General features: G+C 73.5%; 19 protein-coding genes. 7 read left to right on the top strand and 12 right to left on the bottom strand.

What is annotated here, in order from left to right; genetic code table 11:
• The 9 genes from KBX39_RS05385 to KBX39_RS05345 all read right to left on the bottom strand — a co-directional run.
• Nucleotides 1–880: SGNH/GDSL hydrolase family protein (locus KBX39_RS05385; protein WP_210869408.1), on the bottom strand; the 880-nt coding region annotated here is incomplete at its 3' end.
• Between the two features lie 88 nt (nucleotides 881–968).
• Nucleotides 969–1,541, bottom strand: coding sequence for a GNAT family N-acetyltransferase (locus KBX39_RS05380; RefSeq protein WP_113971834.1), 573 nt, complete (start codon nucleotides 1,539–1,541; stop codon nucleotides 969–971).
• Between the two features lie 49 nt (nucleotides 1,542–1,590).
• Complete coding sequence (arfB, locus tag KBX39_RS05375) at nucleotides 1,591–2,016, bottom strand: alternative ribosome rescue aminoacyl-tRNA hydrolase ArfB (protein WP_210869406.1); 426 nt, start codon at nucleotides 2,014–2,016, stop codon at nucleotides 1,591–1,593.
• A 9-nt stretch (nucleotides 2,017–2,025) separates the two neighbouring features.
• Entirely contained in the window at nucleotides 2,026–2,322 is a 297-nt protein-coding gene (locus KBX39_RS05370) for a hypothetical protein (RefSeq protein WP_043325976.1), read from the bottom strand.
• 152 nt (nucleotides 2,323–2,474) lie between these two features.
• On the bottom strand, nucleotides 2,475–3,335 hold the full coding sequence (locus KBX39_RS05365) for a S1C family serine protease (RefSeq protein WP_064447007.1): 861 nt from the start codon (nucleotides 3,333–3,335) through the stop codon (nucleotides 2,475–2,477).
• A gap of 39 nt (nucleotides 3,336–3,374) precedes the next feature.
• The gene (locus KBX39_RS05360) at nucleotides 3,375–4,334 is read right to left on the bottom strand and encodes a VWA domain-containing protein (RefSeq protein WP_104113889.1); all 960 of its coding nucleotides are present in this window, start codon (nucleotides 4,332–4,334) and stop codon (nucleotides 3,375–3,377) included.
• Entirely contained in the window at nucleotides 4,331–5,347 is a 1,017-nt protein-coding gene (locus KBX39_RS05355; RefSeq protein WP_064447005.1) for a DUF58 domain-containing protein, read from the bottom strand. The genes KBX39_RS05360 and KBX39_RS05355 overlap by 4 nt, the downstream gene beginning before the upstream one ends.
• Complete coding sequence (locus KBX39_RS05350) at nucleotides 5,344–6,393, bottom strand: MoxR family ATPase (protein ID WP_043325980.1); 1,050 nt, start codon at nucleotides 6,391–6,393, stop codon at nucleotides 5,344–5,346. Before KBX39_RS05350 ends, KBX39_RS05355 begins: the two co-directional genes overlap by 4 nt.
• 192 nt (nucleotides 6,394–6,585) lie before the next feature.
• Entirely contained in the window at nucleotides 6,586–7,107 is a 522-nt protein-coding gene (locus KBX39_RS05345; protein ID WP_043325982.1) for a hypothetical protein, read from the bottom strand.
• 281 nt (nucleotides 7,108–7,388) lie between these two features.
• Between KBX39_RS05345 and KBX39_RS05340 the strand changes: the two genes are divergently transcribed.
• Nucleotides 7,389–8,381 (top strand): endonuclease/exonuclease/phosphatase family protein, encoded by a 993-nt coding sequence (locus KBX39_RS05340; protein WP_210869404.1) that lies wholly within the window; start codon nucleotides 7,389–7,391, stop codon nucleotides 8,379–8,381.
• A gap of 1 nt (nucleotide 8,382) precedes the next feature.
• Here the strand turns inward: KBX39_RS05340 and cimA are convergent, their stop codons facing one another.
• The gene (gene cimA, locus KBX39_RS05335) at nucleotides 8,383–9,981 is read right to left on the bottom strand and encodes a citramalate synthase (RefSeq protein ID WP_043325985.1); all 1,599 of its coding nucleotides are present in this window, start codon (nucleotides 9,979–9,981) and stop codon (nucleotides 8,383–8,385) included.
• Nucleotides 9,982–10,299: 318 nt separating this feature from the next.
• Between cimA and KBX39_RS05330 the strand changes: the two genes are divergently transcribed.
• The 4 genes from KBX39_RS05330 (at nucleotide 10,300) to KBX39_RS05315 (ending at nucleotide 12,842) form a co-directional block, all read left to right on the top strand.
• Nucleotides 10,300–10,860, top strand: coding sequence for a peroxiredoxin (locus tag KBX39_RS05330; protein ID WP_069087635.1), 561 nt, complete (start codon nucleotides 10,300–10,302; stop codon nucleotides 10,858–10,860).
• Nucleotides 10,861–10,862: 2 nt separating this feature from the next.
• On the top strand, nucleotides 10,863–11,393 hold the full coding sequence (locus KBX39_RS05325) for a carboxymuconolactone decarboxylase family protein (protein WP_210869402.1): 531 nt from the start codon (nucleotides 10,863–10,865) through the stop codon (nucleotides 11,391–11,393).
• 193 nt (nucleotides 11,394–11,586) lie between these two features.
• Nucleotides 11,587–12,051 carry a hypothetical protein gene (locus tag KBX39_RS05320; protein WP_030500871.1) on the top strand — a complete coding sequence of 155 codons (465 nt, stop codon included), beginning with the start codon at nucleotides 11,587–11,589 and terminating at the stop codon, nucleotides 12,049–12,051.
• 50 nt (nucleotides 12,052–12,101) lie between these two features.
• Entirely contained in the window at nucleotides 12,102–12,842 is a 741-nt protein-coding gene (locus KBX39_RS05315) for a tyrosine-protein phosphatase (RefSeq protein ID WP_210869400.1), read from the top strand.
• Nucleotides 12,843–12,894: 52 nt separating this feature from the next.
• Here the strand turns inward: KBX39_RS05315 and KBX39_RS05310 are convergent, their stop codons facing one another.
• Nucleotides 12,895–13,989 (bottom strand): branched-chain amino acid aminotransferase, encoded by a 1,095-nt coding sequence (locus KBX39_RS05310; RefSeq protein WP_043325988.1) that lies wholly within the window; start codon nucleotides 13,987–13,989, stop codon nucleotides 12,895–12,897.
• Nucleotides 13,990–14,183: 194 nt separating this feature from the next.
• Nucleotides 14,184–15,215, bottom strand: a complete 1,032-nt coding sequence (locus KBX39_RS05305) for a 3-isopropylmalate dehydrogenase (protein WP_030500874.1) — start codon at nucleotides 15,213–15,215, stop codon at nucleotides 14,184–14,186.
• 219 nt (nucleotides 15,216–15,434) lie between these two features.
• Between KBX39_RS05305 and KBX39_RS05300 the strand changes: the two genes are divergently transcribed.
• On the top strand, nucleotides 15,435–16,307 hold the full coding sequence (locus KBX39_RS05300; protein ID WP_043325992.1) for an FAD:protein FMN transferase: 873 nt from the start codon (nucleotides 15,435–15,437) through the stop codon (nucleotides 16,305–16,307).
• 296 nt (nucleotides 16,308–16,603) lie between these two features.
• A partial coding sequence (locus KBX39_RS05295) for a hypothetical protein (protein WP_210869398.1) occupies nucleotides 16,604–16,867 on the top strand: 264 nt, incomplete at its 3' end.

Raw genomic sequence — 16,867 nt, 5'->3', positions numbered from 1 at the left:
CCGGCCACTGCCCGGCGAGGCGCCAGGTGGCGGTGCAGCCGCCGGGCGCCGACGTCGGGCTCGCGGTGGGCGACGGGCTGGTCGTCGGTGACGGGCTGAGCGTGGGCGACGGCGTGGGGCTGACGGTCGGGGACGAGGTCGGGCCGGGCGTGGCGCGGCCGAGCGCGGCGACCAGCGCCGGGTACCACCTGTCGGACATCTTCTGGTCCCCGGCCGCGTTCGGGTGCACCCCGTCGTAGGTGTCGGTGGCGGTGCTGAACCCGGTCCACTGGTCGACCACCACGATCGGGGAGGCGGCCGTGGTCTTCCCGGCCGCCCAGCCGTCGATGAGCGAGTTGAGCGCCACGGTCCGCTGGCCGCACTCCGGGCAGCTCGCCGGGTTCATCGGGATGATCTTCGCGACCAGCACGGTCGTGGCCGGGTTGGCGGCCCGCATCTGGTCCACCAGCTTCGAGTACGCGGCGAGGATCGTGGCGGGCGCGATGTTGCTCCACACGTCGTTGGTGCCGAAGTGCATGAGCACGACGTCCGGGCGGGTGGCGGCGAGCCAGCCGGGCAGCAGGTTCTGGTTGGCCACGTTCGTCGCGAGGTAGCCGCCGTGGCCCTCGTTGTCGCCGTCGTAGGGCACGCCGCAGCCCTGCGGCCCGAGCGTGCCGACGAAGTCGACGTCGGTGTGGCCGGTGGACTGGAGGCGGTTCCAGAGCAGGGCGCGCCAGCAGCCGGGCGACCCGGTGATGGAGTCGCCCAGTGGCATGACGCGGACCGGCGTGGCCGCCGCGGCGGCCGGGGGTGTGGTGGCGGTGAGGGCGAGGCAGAGAGCGAGGACCGGTAGCAGCGCGGCGAGCACGGTCAGCGCGGCGCGTACGGGGTTTCGGGACATGCGGAAGGGACTCCTGTCACTGTGACGTGGTGGTCGGTGACGGCCCGCAAAGCTCCCGTACGCATTGAAGCGCTTCGACGCCTCCGGCTCAACCCTCCGGGTGCCCCCGGTGCCGGTTCCACTCCGGAGCGAGGATCGACATGACAGTGGCGTCCACCCAGCCGTCGCCGTCGCGCAGCACCTGCCGCAGCGTTCCCTCGGCGACGAAGCCCACCTTCTCGTAGGCGCGCCGGGCACGCGGGTTGAACGCGAACACCTCCAGGCCGATGCGGTGCAGGCCGAGCTGCTCGAAGCCGTACCCGACGATCAGCCGCACCGCCTCGGTGCCGAGGCCGCGGTCGCGGCCGCCGGGGCCGATCAGCGTGCGGAAGTTGCAGCTCGCGTTCGCCCGGTCCCACTCGTTGAGGACCACCTCGCCGACGCAGGCGCCGCTCGCCCGGTCCACCACCGCGAGGTCGAGCCGGTCGGCCTGGCTGTTGCGGGTGCCGTACCAGGCGCGCAACCGGGCCGGTTCGAACGTCTCGCCGGCCGGGCTGCCGGTCAGCCGGACCACCTCCGGGTCGGCCAGGATCTCCGCGAGCGCCGGCAGGTCGTCGTCGTGGAACGGGCGCAGCGCCACACGCTCGCCGGTGAGCGTGGGCTTGACGGAGAAGTCGATCACGGGGCGGAATTCTCCGATCGGCGCGCCGGGCGGTTCAACCGTTTTTCGGTCAGTCGCCGTCCACCCGGCGGTCGCGTTTGCGCTGGGACTGGCGCTTCTTCTCGGCCAGCCGGCGCTCCTTGGCGCCACGCGAGGGGCGGGTCGGGCGGCGCGCCTTCGGCGGCGGGGCGAAGGCCTCGCGCAGCAGCGCGGCCATCCGTTCCCGGGCCGCTTCCCGGTTGGCCAGTTGCGCGCGGTGCTCACTGGCCGTCACGGTCAGCACGCCGTCGACCAGGCGTCCGGCGAGCCGGGTCAGCGCCCGTTCCCGCAGCGTCTCCGGCACGCTCGGCGAGCGGCCCAGGTCGAAGCTCAGTTCCACCCGCGAGTCGGTGGTGTTCACCCCCTGGCCGCCGGGCCCGGACGACCGGGAGAACCGTTCCCGCAGCTCGACTGCGGGCACCACGAGCCGGTCGGTCACCCGCAGTCCGTCGTCCACTCCCCGAGGCTAGCGCCCGGCGCGGTGACTCGGGGTGGGGGTGGCGCTCGGGGTGGGACCGGCCCGTTCCTCGCCGCCGCCGGAGGCCGCGTACGCGGCCGCGCCGACCAGCAGCAGGGCGATCACCGCGAGCTTGACGACCACGCCGCGAATCGCGAGCCAGGCGTTGCGGCGGGCGCCCGGCACGCTGGTCCGGATCGTCTGGTAGTCCGTCCAGCCGCGTTTCGCACGCGCGTAGGACGCGCCGACACCGGCGCCGATGATCAGGCCCATCACGAGGAGGGCCGCAATGACAGCTTGCTCCACCTCCGCCAGTATCCATACTCAGCGTAATATTTCTATGCCCCAATGATCCCACGCCGGATATCCGACAGTTCGCACCGATCTTGCAGCGCTTGTGCAGGTCAGCGCCGCGCGAAGCGCCGAGGCGACCCGCGCGGGAGACCGCGCCCGGTGACTCAGCCGCCCCGGCCGATGATGGTGTCGGCGGTCTGCTGGACCTGGTCGATCGGGATGGCGAAGCCGATGCCGATCGACCCGTTGCCGTCGATGGTGGCGATGGCGGTGTTCACGCCGACCACCTCACCGCGCGCGTTCACCAGCGGCCCGCCCGAGTTGCCCGGGTTGATGGAGGCGTCGGTCTGCACCGCCGTGTGCCGGCCGTTGCCGATCCGCACCTGCCGGTTGAGCGCGCTGACGATACCGGCGGTGACGGTCCCGGCGAGCCCGAGCGGCGACCCGACCGCGAGCACCGGCTCCCCCACCCGGGTCGAGTTCGCCTTGGCCAGCGGCAGCGGCGGCAGCCCGGCGGACGCGGGCACCTTGAGCACGGCCAGGTCGCTGGCGGGTTCCCGGCCCACCACCTCGGCCGGGAAGCGACGCCCGTCCGAGGTCTCCACAGTCACCGCGCCCGAGCCGCCGCGGGCCAGGATGTGGTCGTTTGTGACGATGTGCTGCTCGTTGTCGATGGCGAATCCGGAGCCGGACGCGGACGCGCCGGATCGACCCCCGACCATCACCGAGACCACGCCGGGCACCGTCTTGCCGGCGGCGGTGACCAGTTCCGCGGGCACCGGCGCGGCGGACGCCGCGCTCGGTCCCGGCGAGCCCTGGTCGGCCGCCCAGGTGCCGGCCACCGCGCCGGAAACGGTGGAGAGCGCCACCACCGCCGCCACGCTCAGCAGCCGGTGCCGCAGGCTGCGCCGCCCGGCCTCCGGCCCGCCCCCGGGTACGTCCCGGTGGCCGCGCCCGTCCGGGTCCAGCTCCGGCGAGACGAACCACGGTCCGCGTGGCTCGCCGAGTCCGGTCTGCACTGCCATGCCTGGCTCCTCACATGTCGTGCGGTAGTGGTGTGCGGGTCAGGGCAGCCGGGAGAACCACCGCAGCGAGCCGGCGGCGGCGCCCATCGCCAGGACCAGCCCGAGGCCGATGAAGCGGGCCGAGATGTCCTGCCGTTCGGTGCGGTAGCCGACGGACGTGCCGATGTCCTCGTAGACGTCCTTCAGCTCGGCGGTGGTGGACGCCTCGTGGAATCCGCCACCGGTCTGCTCGGCGACCGCCCGCAGCGTCTGCCCGTCCACCGGCACCTGGATCGCCCGGCCGCCCCGGTCGACCGATCCCCCGGGCGTGCCGAAGGAGATCGTGTGCACCGGGACCTTGGCGGCGACGGCCTGGTCGGCGGCCTCGATCGGGTCCATCCCGGAGGTGTTCGCGCCGTCGGAGAGGATGATGATCCGGGCCGGCGGCGGGTCCTTCGCGGCAGTCGCGTCAAGGCTCTTGACCGCGCCCAGCGAGGTGCTGATCGCCTCGCCGATCGCGGTGCCCTGCACGCCGGTGATGCCCTCGGCCAGCCGCCCGATGCCGTCGTGCAGCGCCTCCCGGTCGGTGCTCGGCGGCACCAGCACCGCGGCGCTGCCGGCGAACGCGACGAGGCCGACGTTGAACTCGTCCGGCAGCCCGTCGACGAACCGCCGGCCGGCCTCCTTGGCCGCTGTCAGCCGGTCCGGGTCCACGTCACCGGCGAGCATCGAGGTGGAGACGTCGACGGCGACCATCACGGTGGCCCGTTCCCGGGGGACCCGCACCTCTGCCTCGGGGCGGGCGAACCCGACCACGAGCAGCGCCAGCATGGCCAGGAACAGGCCCGCCGGCACGTGCCGGCGCCAGGCCGGGCGGCGCGGGGCGACCCGGTCCAGCAGGCGCAGGTTGGTGAAGCGCACCGCGTACCGGCTCTGCCGCCGTTGCAGCACCAGGTAGCCGGCGACCAGCGCGAGGACGGCGAGCAGCAGCCAGAGGCGGGCTGGTGACTGCCAGGTCATGCGACACCTCCCCGGGCGGCGGCCGGCACGGTGGCCAGCCGGCGCTGCTCGTGCACGTGCCGCACCACGTCCGCACACCAGTCCCGGTCGGTGCGCAGCGCCATGTGGGTGGCGCCGGCCCGGCGCAGCGTGTGGCGTACCTGCTCGCGCTGCTCGGCGGCGGCGCGCGCGTACCGCTCGCGCAGGTCCGGGTCGCCGGTCCACACCTCGCGGTGCCGGCCGCTCTCCGGGTCGACCAGCGTGATCAGCCCGACGTCGGGCAGTTCCAGCTCGCGCGGGTCGGTCACCTCGACCGCGAGCACCTGATGACGGACCGCGAGGCGGCGCAGCGCCGCGGCCCACGGCGGGGGCGCGGCGTCCGGGTCGTCGGGCAGTTCGTCGAGGAAGTCGGAGACGATCACCACGAGCCCGCGCCGGGTGGCGACACGCTGCAGGCCGTCCAGGCCGTCGGCCAGGCCCGGCCCCGCGGCGGGCGGGCGTGCGCCGGCCGCGCCCGCGCCGTCCGGGTCCCGCCGGTCGTCGGTACGCGGAGCGCCGAGCAGCGCGCGGAGCAGCCCGAGCAGATGGGTACGCCCGCTGCGGGCCGGGAATCGGCGCAGCCCGTCGGGCGTGAGCACCTGCGCGCCGAGCCGGTTGCCGACTCCGGCGGTGAGGAAGCCGATCGCTGCCACAGCGGCCACCGCCAGCTCCCGTTTGTCCAGCGTGGAGGTGCCGTACTCCATGCTGGGGCTGGCGTCGACGAGCAGCCAGGTGGTCAGTTCCCGGTCCGCGTCGACCTGGCGGACGTGCGGCACCGTGGTCCGGGCGGTGACCGCCCAGTCCATCCGGCGTACCTCGTCCTCGCCGGGGCGGTACTCCCGGCTGCCGGCGGCCTCGCTGCCCGGCCCGGGCAGCAGGCCCCGGTACCGGCCGTGCAGCAGGCCGTCGAGCCGCCGGGTCACCGTCAGCTCCAGCCGGCGCAGCCGCTGGTCGGGCGCGAGGTCGGTCAGCCCGGGCTCGGCCGCGCCGGTCATGCCGCCGCCAGGTCCGGCGCCGCCTCGGTGGGCCCGTTCACCAGCCGGGGCGGTGGCACCGCCTCGATCACCCGGCGCACCACGTCCTCGCCGGAGATCCCGTCGGCGACCGCGTCGAAGGTGAGCACGAGCCGGTGCGCCAGCACGTCCACCGCCAGGTCCCGGATGTCCTCGGGGAGGACGTAGTCGCGGCCGTGGATGAGCGCCTGCGCGCGGGCGGCGGCCACCAGGCCGAGCGTGGCCCGGGGGCTGGCCCCGTACGCCAGCAGCGGCGCGATGTCGGGCAGGCCGAAGCGTTGCGGGTCGCGGGTGGCGAGGATGAGGCGGACCACGTACTCGGCGAGCGCGTGGTGGACGAAGACGTCGGTGGCGCGGCGCTGGAGTTCCCGCAGCCGGATCGGGTCGAGCACGGTGCTCGCGGTGGGGCGCTCGGTGCTCATCCGGTAGAGGATGGCCAGCTCGTCGGCGTCGCTCGGGTAGTCGACCACGACCTTCATGAGGAAGCGGTCGCGTTGCGCCTCGGGGAGCTGGTAGACGCCCTCGGACTCGATCGGGTTCTGGGTGGCCAGGACCAGGAACGGCTCCGGCACCGGCCAGCTCCGCCCGCCGATCGAGACCTGCCGCTCGGCCATCGCCTCCAGCAGGGCCGACTGCACCTTGGCCGGGGCCCGGTTGATCTCGTCGGCGAGCACGAGGTTCGCCATGATCGGTCCCAGCTCCACGTCGAACTGCTCGGTCGAGGCGCGGTAGATGCGGGTGCCGACGATGTCGGAGGGCACCAGGTCGGGCGTGAACTGGATCCGGGAGAAGGTGCCGCCGACGACTGTGGCGAGGGTCTGCGCCGCGAGCGTCTTGGCCACCCCCGGTACGCCCTCCAGCAGGCAGTGACCGTCGGCGATGAGGGCGGTGAGCAGGCGTTCGACGAGCCGATCCTGCCCGACGATCACGCGTTTGACCTCGGCGAGGGTCTGTTCCAGCTCGACGCCGCTCGCGTCGGCATCGACCGGGCTGGGCACGCTGGCCAGGGTGTCCGAGATGTCCGTCACGGTGCTTGCTTCCCGGGCCGGACCGGCGACAAACGTCGGATTATCGGACCCGGACCGGCAGTGGCCGAACCGGACGGGCAGCATCTCCCCGATCGGGCGGCAACGGCGCGAACCCCATCGGTCCGGGCGGGACCGGGACGGAACACGACACCGGCCCCCGCCGCAGCGGAGGCCGGTGCGCGGCCGGACGGGTCAGTTGGCGACCAGGATGTGGAACGGCCGGTCGGCGAAGCCGCCGGTGGAGTTGCGGGTCTGCACGAAGACCGCGTTGGGGGTCAGCGTGCGCGGCGCGGCCGAGATCTCGCCGCCCGGCGGCACGTTCGCCGAGTCGTTCGTGCCGATCGAGACGTGGTACGCCTTGGCGGACACGTCGTAGTCGAACAGCACCTGGTACTGCCCGGCGGACACGCCCGGGCCGGGTACGAACCGGAGCGAGGACACCACGTTGCCGGAGTGCTGCAGCAGCGTCCCGTTCGCCGACACGACCGCCCAGGCGACCTGACCGGGGGCCGGCGGGGCCAGCGTGGCCCGCATGGCGGCGCGGGCGGCCTGCCGCTCGGCGGCGGTCACCGGCGGCTGCGCGGTGCTGTGCCGGGCGCCGGGCTGGGGTCGCGCCTCCGCCTGGGCGGCCGCGGCGATCCCGCCACCGGCCAGGGTGAGGGACAGCGCGGCGAGCGCCACCACCGTCGCCTTTCGCTTGAAGAATGTGGCCATGAGTTCTCCCTTGGTTAAACCGTGGTGATACGGCGACTGCGCGCGTCAAATTGCGGATCATCGGGAATCCGCCCGGGGAGCGCACCGCTCGTGAGCTGGCCTTACTACAGAGAGTCGCGACGTCTCAACCAGGGGGAACGTAGCACCGGAAAACGCGGGCGGTCAATAGCTCATATTGCGTGTCCGACCGATCGAAAAAGTGCTCAGAAATTGCGGTCGAGCATTCACGAAATTGTTTCGCCGGGCATCGCGGCAGCGCGGACCCGGGTAGCCTGACGGCCATGATCACAGCTCCGGACCTGTCCCGGGGCGGCACCCGGGGCGGCCGCTGGGCCACCGCCGCGTGCTGGCTGGCAGCGGCGCCGGTCGCCGCCTGGGCGCTGGTACGCCTGGCCGGGCTGGAAAGCGGTCCGCTGGTGCTGGCGATCGCCTTCACGCCGTACGTCGCCGCGCTGGCCCCGGTCGTGGCGGTGTCGGCGCTCGCCCTGCGGCGCCGGGCCCCGGCGGTGGTCGCGGCCCTCGCCGCGCTGTCGCTGATCGGCGCGGTGGCGCCCCGGGCGGTCCCCGACGCCCGTCCCCCGGCCGACGGGCCGACGCTGCGGCTGCTCACCGCCAACCTGCGCCTCGGCTCGGCCGACCCGGCGGGACTTGTCGACCTGGCCCGGGTCCGGCGGGTGGACGTGCTCACGGTGCAGGAGCTCACCCCGGCGCTCGCGGCCGAGCTGGACCGGCTCGGCCTGGCCACGCTGCTGCCCTACCGGTCGCTGAGCCCCGAGGTCGGCTCCACCGGCTCCGGCGTGTACGCCCGCCACCCGCTGCGCGACACCGGGCACCGCCGCAACCAGGGGTTCTTCTTCACCCAGGCGTACGCGACGGTGACGGTGCCGGGCGCGCCGCCGTTACGGGTGGAGTCGGCGCACCCGGCCGCGCCGTACGCGGTGGACGTGGTGCCGGACTGGTGGACCGACCAGCGCGCCCAGCCGCCGGCCACCCCGGACGACGGGCTGAGCGTGCTGGCCGGGGACTTCAACGCGACGCTCGACCACGCGGCGCTGCGGGAGCTGATCGCCACCGGTTACACCGACGCGGCGGACGCGGCCGGGGCCGGGTTCGGCGGCACCTGGGGGCCGTACGACGGCGACCCGATCCCGCCGGTCACCATCGACCACGTCCTGGTGGACCGGCGCATCGCGGTGCGCGCCGCCGGCACCTTCCCGGTGCCGGGGAGCGACCACCGCGCGTTGCTGGCCGAGCTGCGCCTGCCGGCCGGGTGAGTCAGGCCGCGGTCCCGCCCGTCACGCGGGTCCGGTCCAGGCCGTAGGTGAGCGCGTCGACGAGCGCGTGCCAGCTTGCCTCCACCACGTTCGGGTGCACGCCCACGGTGGTCCAGTCGCGGCCCGCCCCGGCGGTCTCCACGAGTACGCGCGTCACCGCGCCGGTGCCGTGGCTGCCCTCCAGGATGCGGACCTTGTAGTCGGCCAGCTGGAACTCGCGCAGCTCCGGGTAGTGCCGGGACAGCGCCACCCGCAACGCCTCGTCCAGCGCGTTGACCGGGCCGTTGCCCTCGGCGGTGGCGATCACCCGCTCGCCGCGTACCCGGATCTTCACCGTGGCCTCGGAGACCACCGCGCCGTCCTCGCGGTGCTCGACCAGCACCCGGTACGACTCCAGCGTGAACGGCCGGACCGGCGCCGCGCCCGGCAGTTCCGAGCGGACCAGCAGTTCGAACGAGGCGTCGGCGGCCTCGAACGACCAGCCGTCGGCCTCCAGCTCCTTGACCCGCCCGGTGACCTTGGACAGGGTGTCCGGATGGCCGGCCAGGTCCAGACCGAGCTCACGGCTCTTGAGCTCGATGCTGGCCCGGCCGGCCATCTCGGTCACCAGGATCCGCATGTCGTTGCCCACCACGGTGGGTTCCACGTGGTTGTAGAGCAACGGGTCGACCTTGATCGCGCTCGCGTGCAGCCCCGCCTTGTGAGCGAAGGCGGCGGCCCCGACGTAGGCCTGGTGGGTGTCGGGGGCGATGTTGGCGATCTCGGCGATGGCGTGCGAGACCCGCACCATCTGTTCCAGGCAGCCCTCCGGTAGGACGGGCATGCCCAGCTTGAGCTGAAGATTGGCGACGATCGCGAAGATGTCGGCGTTGCCGGGGCGCTCGCCGTACCCGTTGGCGGTGCCCTGCACGTGGCGGACGCCGGCCTCGACGGCGGCGATGGTGTTGGCGACCGCGCAGGCGGTGTCGTTCTGCGCGTGCATGCCGAGCCGTTCCGGCGCGATCCCGGTGCGCGCCACCAGCCCTTCGATCACGGCGGTGACCTGGGAGGGCAGCATGCCGCCGTTGGTGTCGCAGAGGACGAAGCGCTCGGCGCCGGCGGCCAGCGCGGTCTCCGCCACAGCGGTGGTGTAGCCCGGGTCGAAGCGGAACCCGTCGTAGCAGTGCTCCCCGTCGACGAAGACCCGCCGACCCTGCGCCACCAGGTACGACACGGTGTCGCGGATCATGGCGAGGTTCTCCTCGGCGGTGGTGCGCAGCGCGCGTTCCACGTGCCGCAGGTCCGCCTTGGCGACCAGGGCGACGGCCGGGGTCTGCGCGTCGAGCAGCCCGCGCACCTGCGGGTCGTCCTCGACCGCGAGGCCGGCCTTGCGGGTGGCGCCGAAGGCGACCAGGATCGCGTGCCGCAGTTCCAGCTCGGTGCGGGCCCGGCGGAAGAACTCGGTGTCCTTGGGCACCGCGCCCGGCCAGCCCCCCTCGATGAAGCCGACCCCGAGGTCGTCGAGCAGGCGGGCCACCGCCAGCTTGTCGACCACCGAGTACGTGAGTCCTTCGCGCTGGGCGCCGTCGCGCAGCGTCGTGTCGTACACCTGGAAGGTCATCGGAGTCCTCTTCTCGTGTCCGTCCTGGGGAGCAAACAAAAAGACCCCCCGCGGATGCGGGAGGTCTGCGCGCTCGGCGAGGGAAGGCCGGCGCGCTAGCTGCTAATGATCAGGACGAAGCTGGTCACGACCAGCACTCTGCCACCCCGCCCCCGCTTTTGGGAGGCGAAACCCATATTCCGGGACGATCGCGGGGCTGGTGACCGCCTTCACACCCGGCCACCGCCCGCCACGAGCGCAAACAGGGCTGCGGAAGAATCTTGAACAGATCCAGTTACTGGCCCGGCGGTGCTGCCGGGTCACGCTCAAGGAGGACCCGTGCTCACTGTCGGTGACCACTTCCCCGAGTACGAACTCACCGCCTGCGTATCGCTCGACGCCGACAAGGCGTTCGAGACGATCAACCACAAGTCCCACGAGGGCCAGTGGCGCGTCGTGTTCTTCTGGCCGAAGGACTTCACCTTCGTCTGCCCCACCGAGATCGCCGAGTTCGGCCGCCTCAACGGCGAGTTCGCCGACCGCGACGCCCAGGTGCTCGGCGTCTCCGTCGACAACGAGTTCGTCCACTACGCCTGGCGCAAGGACCACCCGGACCTGCGCGAGCTGCCCTTCCCGATGCTCAGCGACATCAAGCGTGAGCTGACCTCCGCCTGCGGCGTGCTCGGCGCCGACGGTGTCGCCCAGCGGGCCACCTTCATCGTGGACCCGAACAACGAGATCCAGTTCGTCATGGTGACCGCCGGCTCGGTCGGCCGCAACGTCTCCGAGGTGCTGCGGGTGCTCGACGCGCTCCAGACCGACGAGCTGTGCCCGTGCAACTGGAACAAGGGCGCGGCGACGCTCGACGCCAACGCGCTCCTCGCCGGCGCCGGGGCCTGACCATGGGCCTGGACGCGATCAAGGCGGGCCTGCCCGAGTACGCCAAGGACATCCGGCTCAACCTCGGCTCCACCATCACCACCTCGACGCTGAAGCCGGAGCAGGCGTGGGGCACCGCCCTGGCCTGCGCGGTCGCCGCTCGCAACCCGGTGGTGCTGCGGGAGATCGCCGCTGAGGCGGCCGGTCACCTCACGCCCGAGGCGGTCGCGGCGGCCAAGGGCGCGGCTGCGGTCATGGCGATGAACAACGTCTACTACCGGGCCAAGCACCTGATCGGCGACGAGCAGTACGCGTCGCTGCCGGCCCGGCTGCGGATGCAGATCATCGCCCGCCCCGGCGTGGAGAAGACCGACTTCGAGCTGTGGTGCCTCGCCGTCTCGGCGATCACCGGCTGCGGCGTCTGCCTGGAGTCGCACGAGAAGACGCTGCGCGCCGCCGGGTTCAGCCGGGAGCAGGTGCACGAGGGGCTGCGGATCGCCGCCGTCGTACCCGCCGCCGCGGTGACCCTGGACGCGGAGGCCGCGCTGGCCTGATCCACCGGCCCGGACGCGCCCGACCGGCGCCGCGCGGGCCGACCTCCCGAGGGGCCGGCGTCACCACCGTGGCGCCGGCCCCTCGGCGTGGGCGGGCCGGCCGCCGGCGGGTTGGTGCCCGGACAGGGTGGGTAACCCTCCCGACTGATGACGGCGCCGCGACGGCCGCGGCCCTGGGGACGGGAGGCGGCACATGGACGGACTGGACCCGCGCGCCACGCACGGCGGCACCGAGCCGATCCTCGACGACGGCCGGGGCACCGTCGCCGGGGGCGCCCCGGCGGGCGCCTTCGACCCGTGGCGCTACCGCGACGAGGCGGGCGTGGCGAGCGCCGACCTGACCGGCTACAAGGTCGAGGCCACCGACGGCGCCATCGGCAAGATCGACCGGGCGAGCCACGAGGTGGACGACAGCTACCTGGTCGTGGACACCGGGCCGTGGATCTTCGGCAAGAAGGTGATGCTCCCGGCCGGGACCGTGAACCACGTCGACCACGACGCCCGCACCGTGCACGTCGACCGGGAGAAGGACCAGATCAAGGCCGCCCCGGAGTACGACGAGTCCAGCCACGCCGACCCTGGCTACCGGGACCGGCTCGGCGGCTACTACGGCGAGAGCCACTCGGCGCTGCCGCCGGATGTGCCGCCGCGCATCTGACACCGCGGCGGCGGCCGGCGGGGACGTGGGAACGCCCCGCCCGCCGTACCGTGTCGGATGTGGACGCCCCCCCGAGCCGCTTCCCCACCCTGTTCAACTTCCGCGACGTCGGCGGATACGCCGCTCAGGACGGGCGCACCGTGCGCCGCGGCCGGCTCTACCGTTCCGACTCGCTGCACCGCATCGACGAGACCGACCGGGCGGCGTTCACCGCGCTCGGCATCCGTACCGTGATCGACCTGCGCCGCCCCACCGAGGTGGAACGCGACGGGCGGGTGCCCGCCTACGACGGGCTCGCCTACCGGCACATCCACCCCAAGCACGCCGACTGGGGCGCGAACCGGTTCGACGCCTCCGGCGTCAGCCTGGCCCGCTACCTGGCCGACCGGTACGCCGACCTGGCGCGTACCGGGACCGCCGGGCTCGCCGAGGCGGTCGGGCTGATCGCGGACAGCGCCAACGCGCCGGTGGTGGTGCACTGCGTCGCCGGGAAGGACCGCACCGGCATCGTCTGCGCGCTCACGCTCTCCGTGCTCGGGGTGCCCGACGAGGACGTGGTCGCCGACTACGCGCTCAGCACCGCGGCGTCGCAGCGTTTCACCGAGTGGGTCCGCGCCACGCTGCCGGACGCGGAGGAACCGCCGCCGCCGTTCCTGGAGTCACCGGCCGAGACGATGGAGCTGTTCCTGGCCGAGCTGCGCGCCGGCCACGGCTCGGTCGAGGGTTACCTGACCCACGCGGGCGTCACCGAGACGCAACTGGAGTCGCTGCGCACCCACCTGCTGGACTGACGCCGCGCGGTGAGCAGGGAGCGGACTCGCTGCTCACCGCGCGGTCGGGCGGTCAGATGACCCGGGTGACCCAGCCGTGCGGGTCCTCGGCGCGACCGCGCTGGATGTCCACCAGCTTCTGGCGCAGGGCCATGGTGACCTGGCCGGGCTCGCCGCCGCCGATGAGGAACTCGCCCTCCGGGAAGCGCACGCCGCCGATCGGGGTGACGACAGCGGCCGTGCCGCAGGCGAACACCTCGCGCAGCCGCCCGCTCGCCGCGTCGGCCTGCCAGTCGGCGAAGCTGACCGGCGCCTCCCGCACCTCGTGCCCGGCCTCGGCGGCCAGGGTGAGGATCGCGTCGCGGGTGATGCCGGGCAGGATCGTGCCGCCCAGCGGCGGGGTGACGATGCTGCCGTCGTCGTAGACGAAGAAGACGTTCATGCCGCCCAGCTCGTCGACGTAGCGCCGCTCGACCGCGTCCAGGAAGACCACCTGGTCGCAGCCCGCCTCGATCGCCTCGGCCTGCGCCGCGAGCGACGCGGCGTAGTTGCCGCCGCACTTGGCCGCGCCGGTGCCGCCGGGCGCGGCCCGGGTGTAGTCCGGCGAGACCCAGACCGTCACCGGCTTCACCCCGCCGGAGAAGTACGCCCCGGCCGGCGAGGCGATGACGCAGTACAGGTATTCGTTGGCCGGGCGCACGCCGAGGAAGACCTCGCTGGCGAACATGAACGGACGCAGGTAGAGGCTGGCGTCCTCGTGCTCCGGGATCCACGCCTGGTCGATCTCGACCAGGCGGCGCAGCGACTCCACGAACGTCGCCTCCGGCAGCTCCGGCATGGCGAGCCGACGGGCGGACGCGCTGAACCGGGCCGCGTTGGCCTCCGGGCGGAACATCGTCACCGCGTCGCCGGTGCGGTACGCCTTCAGCCCTTCGAAGATCTCCTGCGCGTAGTGCAGCACCGCCGCGGCCGGGTCCATCGGGATCGGCGCGCGCGCCTCCAGGCGGGCGTCGTACCAGCCCTTGCCCTCGGCGTAGCGGATGGTGACCATGTGGTCGGTGAAGACCCGGCCGAAACCGGGGTTCGCCAGCAGGGCGGCCCGGTCGGCGGCGGATACCGGCGCGGGATTCGGACGGATCTCGAAATCGAGCTTGTCACCACCGCTCATCGCGCTGACCTCCCTGCGGGTTCACGGCATGCGGGATCGCACGCCGACGTCACTGGTGCCAGAAACTTACCCCGAACGGTCGTTCAGCGGATAGGTCCGCCCCTCGGACGGCTGCGCCGCACCGGACCGCCGAATCGGGCCCGGAGACGGGTCTGGCGGCCCGTTACCGGGCCGCCAGGTGAGGATCGGCCCGGTCAGGATACGGCGTACCCGGCGAGCCGGTCGCCGACCTCCTCGGTGCGCAGCGGCGCGCCGGGCGTACGCGCGGCCAGCTCGGCGCCGACCGCGGCGGTGACCCGGGCGGCGGCGTCGGCGTGGCCGAGCTGGTCCAGCAGCAGCGCGGCGGAGAGCACGGCGGCGACCGGGTCGGCGACGCCCTTGCCGGCGATGTCCGGCGCGGAGCCGTGCACCGGCTCGAACATCGACGGGTAGCGCCCCTCCGGGTTGATGCAGCCGCTGGCCGCCAGCCCGATGCCACCGGTCACCGCGGCGGCGATGTCGGTGAGGATGTCGCCGAAGAGGTTGTCGGTGACCACCACGTCGTACCGGGACGGGTTGGTCACCAGGAACATCGCGGCGGCGTCGATGTGCTGGTACTCGGTGGTGACGTCGGGGTGCTCGGCGGCCACCGCGGCGAAGGCGCGCGACCAGAGCGAACCGGCGTGGGTGAGCACGTTGGTCTTGTGCACGAGCGTGACCTTGCGCCGTTCGCGACGGCGGGCGCGGGCGAAGGCGTCGCGGATGACCCGCTCGACGCCGTGCCGGGTGTTCAGGCTCTCCTCGGTGGCCACCTCGGCCGGGGTGTCCCGGTGCAGCGCGCCACCGGCGCCCGCGTACAGCCCCTCGGTGCCCTCGCGGACCACCACGAGGTCGACCTCGCCGGGCTTGACCGCGGCGAGCGGGCCGCCGACGCCGGGCCAGAGCCGGGACGGGCGCAGGTTGACGTACTGGTCGAAGGCGAACCGGAGCTTGAGCAGCAGGCCGCGCTCCAGCACGCCCGGCGGCACGGTCGGGTCGCCGACCGCGCCGAGCAGGATCGCGTCGTGACCGGCCAGCTCGTCGAGGACGGAGTCGGGCAGCGCCTCGCCGGTGCGGTGCCAGCGCGCCGCGCCCAGGTCGTACTCGGTGGCCTCGATGCCGGGCAGCACCGCGTCGAGGACCTTGCGGGCCTGCGCGACCACCTCGGGTCCGATGCCGTCGCCGGCCACCACCGCGATGCGTGCCACCTGATGCTCCTCGTCTCGACGTTCCCGGCAACGGTACGTCGGTGTCCCGTCCCCCGGTACGAATCTTCCACCATTCGGGAACGCGAGTCACAGGATCCTCCCAGCTGACACCCATGGCGCGGTCATCTCCACTGCTTAGGGTCGGGTTTCATCGGGTCGACGCAGGCCCGGAACCGGCCACCGCCGCGACACGGCGGCGACCACCGAGGGGCAGGTGTCATGCGGATCGAGCACCGGCGGACCCACTGGGCGGACGAGCAACCACGTACCCGCTGGGTCGACCAGTCCGCGTTCCGCCCGGTCCGTCCGGACCTGCACCTGGGCGCCAGCAGCCACCGCGTCGAGCGGCCCGGCGCCGGCGCGTCCGGCCGGATCACCGTCCGGCACACGGTGGCCACCTCGACCGCCGACTACACACTGCTGCTCAACGCGCCCGAGTGGCTGGGCCACCGGGTGGTGGGCGAGGCGCTGCGGGACGCCGTCGCCGAACTGCGCGCCATCGACCTCACCTACGGACCGAACCGGCCGGACAGCCTCGTCTCCCGGCTGCGCCGCGACGAGATCAGCCCCGACTCGTACCCCCCGCTGGCCGACCTGATCGACCTCTGCGCGTCGATGCGGGCGGCGACCGACGGCTGGTTCGACGCCTGGGCGGTGCCCGGCGGCTTCGACCCGGGCGGCCTGCTCGGCGGCTGGGCCGTGGAGCGGGCCGCGGCGCGGTTGCGCGCCGCCGGCATCCACGACTACGCCGTGCTCAGCGGCGCCGACCTGACGGTACGCGGGCGCGCGGCGCACGGCGGGCCGTGGCGCGTGGCCGTGCACCACCCCACCGACACCCGGCGCACGCCGCTCGTGCTGGAGATGACGACCGGCGCGGTGGGCACCTCCGGTGTCACCGGGCGGCGGGGGCACGTGATCGACCCGCACACCGGCGAGCCGACCGACCGCCTGGCGGCCGCCACCGTGATCGGCCCGGACCTCGCCGTCGCCGACGCCTACGCCACCGCCCTGTACGCCGCCGGACCGGCCGGACTGGCCTGGTTCCGCCAGGACTCGGACTACCGCCCGCTGTTCGCGCAGCACCGGCGCTGAGCCGCGATCGGCCCCCGCGGTCTCGGCAACGACCGTGGGGGCCGGTCAGCGACGAGTGCGCGTGGCTCGCGCAATCGAGGGGTGCGGGCCGACGGGGCGGACGCCCGACCGCGCCACCCGAAGACGGGCCGGGGAATCGACTCAGCCGGAAACCGCAACGGTACGCTAGCGAATCGACGCAACTCGACGCAAGAGTCTCCACAGCGGACGCCGGGGAATCGGTGTCGGCAATCAGCCGGTGAACGCACGGTGGGGCAGAGGTGACGGGCCGGGCCCGGGATGGCACGCTGTCCGCCGTGAGTTTCGATCTGAGCGTGTGGGCCCTGCCGAACGGGGCGACACCGGAGCAGGTGCGGGCGGCGGTGCAGCAGTGCCGCGAGGGCTGGCACGGCAAGCAGCAACCCGACCCGAGGCTGGTCGCCTTCTACCGGGCGATCACGGCGAGCTACCCCGACGGTCCGACCCGGCCGGGTACGCCCTGGGAGGCGCCGCTGCACACGGCCGCCGACCACATCGAGATGAACCTGAACCCGACCTGCCCGGACCAGGTCCTGCTGGAC

This window comes from Micromonospora sp. D75 (assembly GCF_018070405.1).
In the GTDB taxonomy this organism is placed as follows: domain Bacteria; phylum Actinomycetota; class Actinomycetes; order Mycobacteriales; family Micromonosporaceae; genus Micromonospora; species Micromonospora chalcea.
The sequence above is the reverse complement of the archived record's forward strand: the minus strand, read 5'-3'. Positions and strand labels throughout refer to the sequence as shown.

Bases quoted from the DNA above. Each gene is read 5' to 3' on its own strand.
- KBX39_RS05320 (WP_030500871.1), top strand. From the start codon at position 11,587: ATGGACGGACTGGACCCGCGCGCCACGCACGGCGGCACCGAGCCGATC.
- KBX39_RS05300 (WP_043325992.1), top strand. From the start codon at position 15,435: ATGCGGATCGAGCACCGGCGGACCCACTGGGCGGACGAGCAACCACGT.
- KBX39_RS05365 (WP_064447007.1), bottom strand. From the start codon at position 3,335: ATGGCAGTGCAGACCGGACTCGGCGAGCCACGCGGACCGTGGTTCGTC.
- cimA (WP_043325985.1), bottom strand. From the start codon at position 9,981: ATGACCTTCCAGGTGTACGACACGACGCTGCGCGACGGCGCCCAGCGC.
- KBX39_RS05340 (WP_210869404.1), top strand. From the start codon at position 7,389: ATGATCACAGCTCCGGACCTGTCCCGGGGCGGCACCCGGGGCGGCCGC.
- KBX39_RS05325 (WP_210869402.1), top strand. From the start codon at position 10,863: ATGGGCCTGGACGCGATCAAGGCGGGCCTGCCCGAGTACGCCAAGGAC.
- KBX39_RS05310 (WP_043325988.1), bottom strand. From the start codon at position 13,989: ATGAGCGGTGGTGACAAGCTCGATTTCGAGATCCGTCCGAATCCCGCG.
- KBX39_RS05355 (WP_064447005.1), bottom strand. From the start codon at position 5,347: ATGACCGGCGCGGCCGAGCCCGGGCTGACCGACCTCGCGCCCGACCAG.
- KBX39_RS05345 (WP_043325982.1), bottom strand. From the start codon at position 7,107: ATGGCCACATTCTTCAAGCGAAAGGCGACGGTGGTGGCGCTCGCCGCG.
- KBX39_RS05360 (WP_104113889.1), bottom strand. From the start codon at position 4,334: ATGACCTGGCAGTCACCAGCCCGCCTCTGGCTGCTGCTCGCCGTCCTC.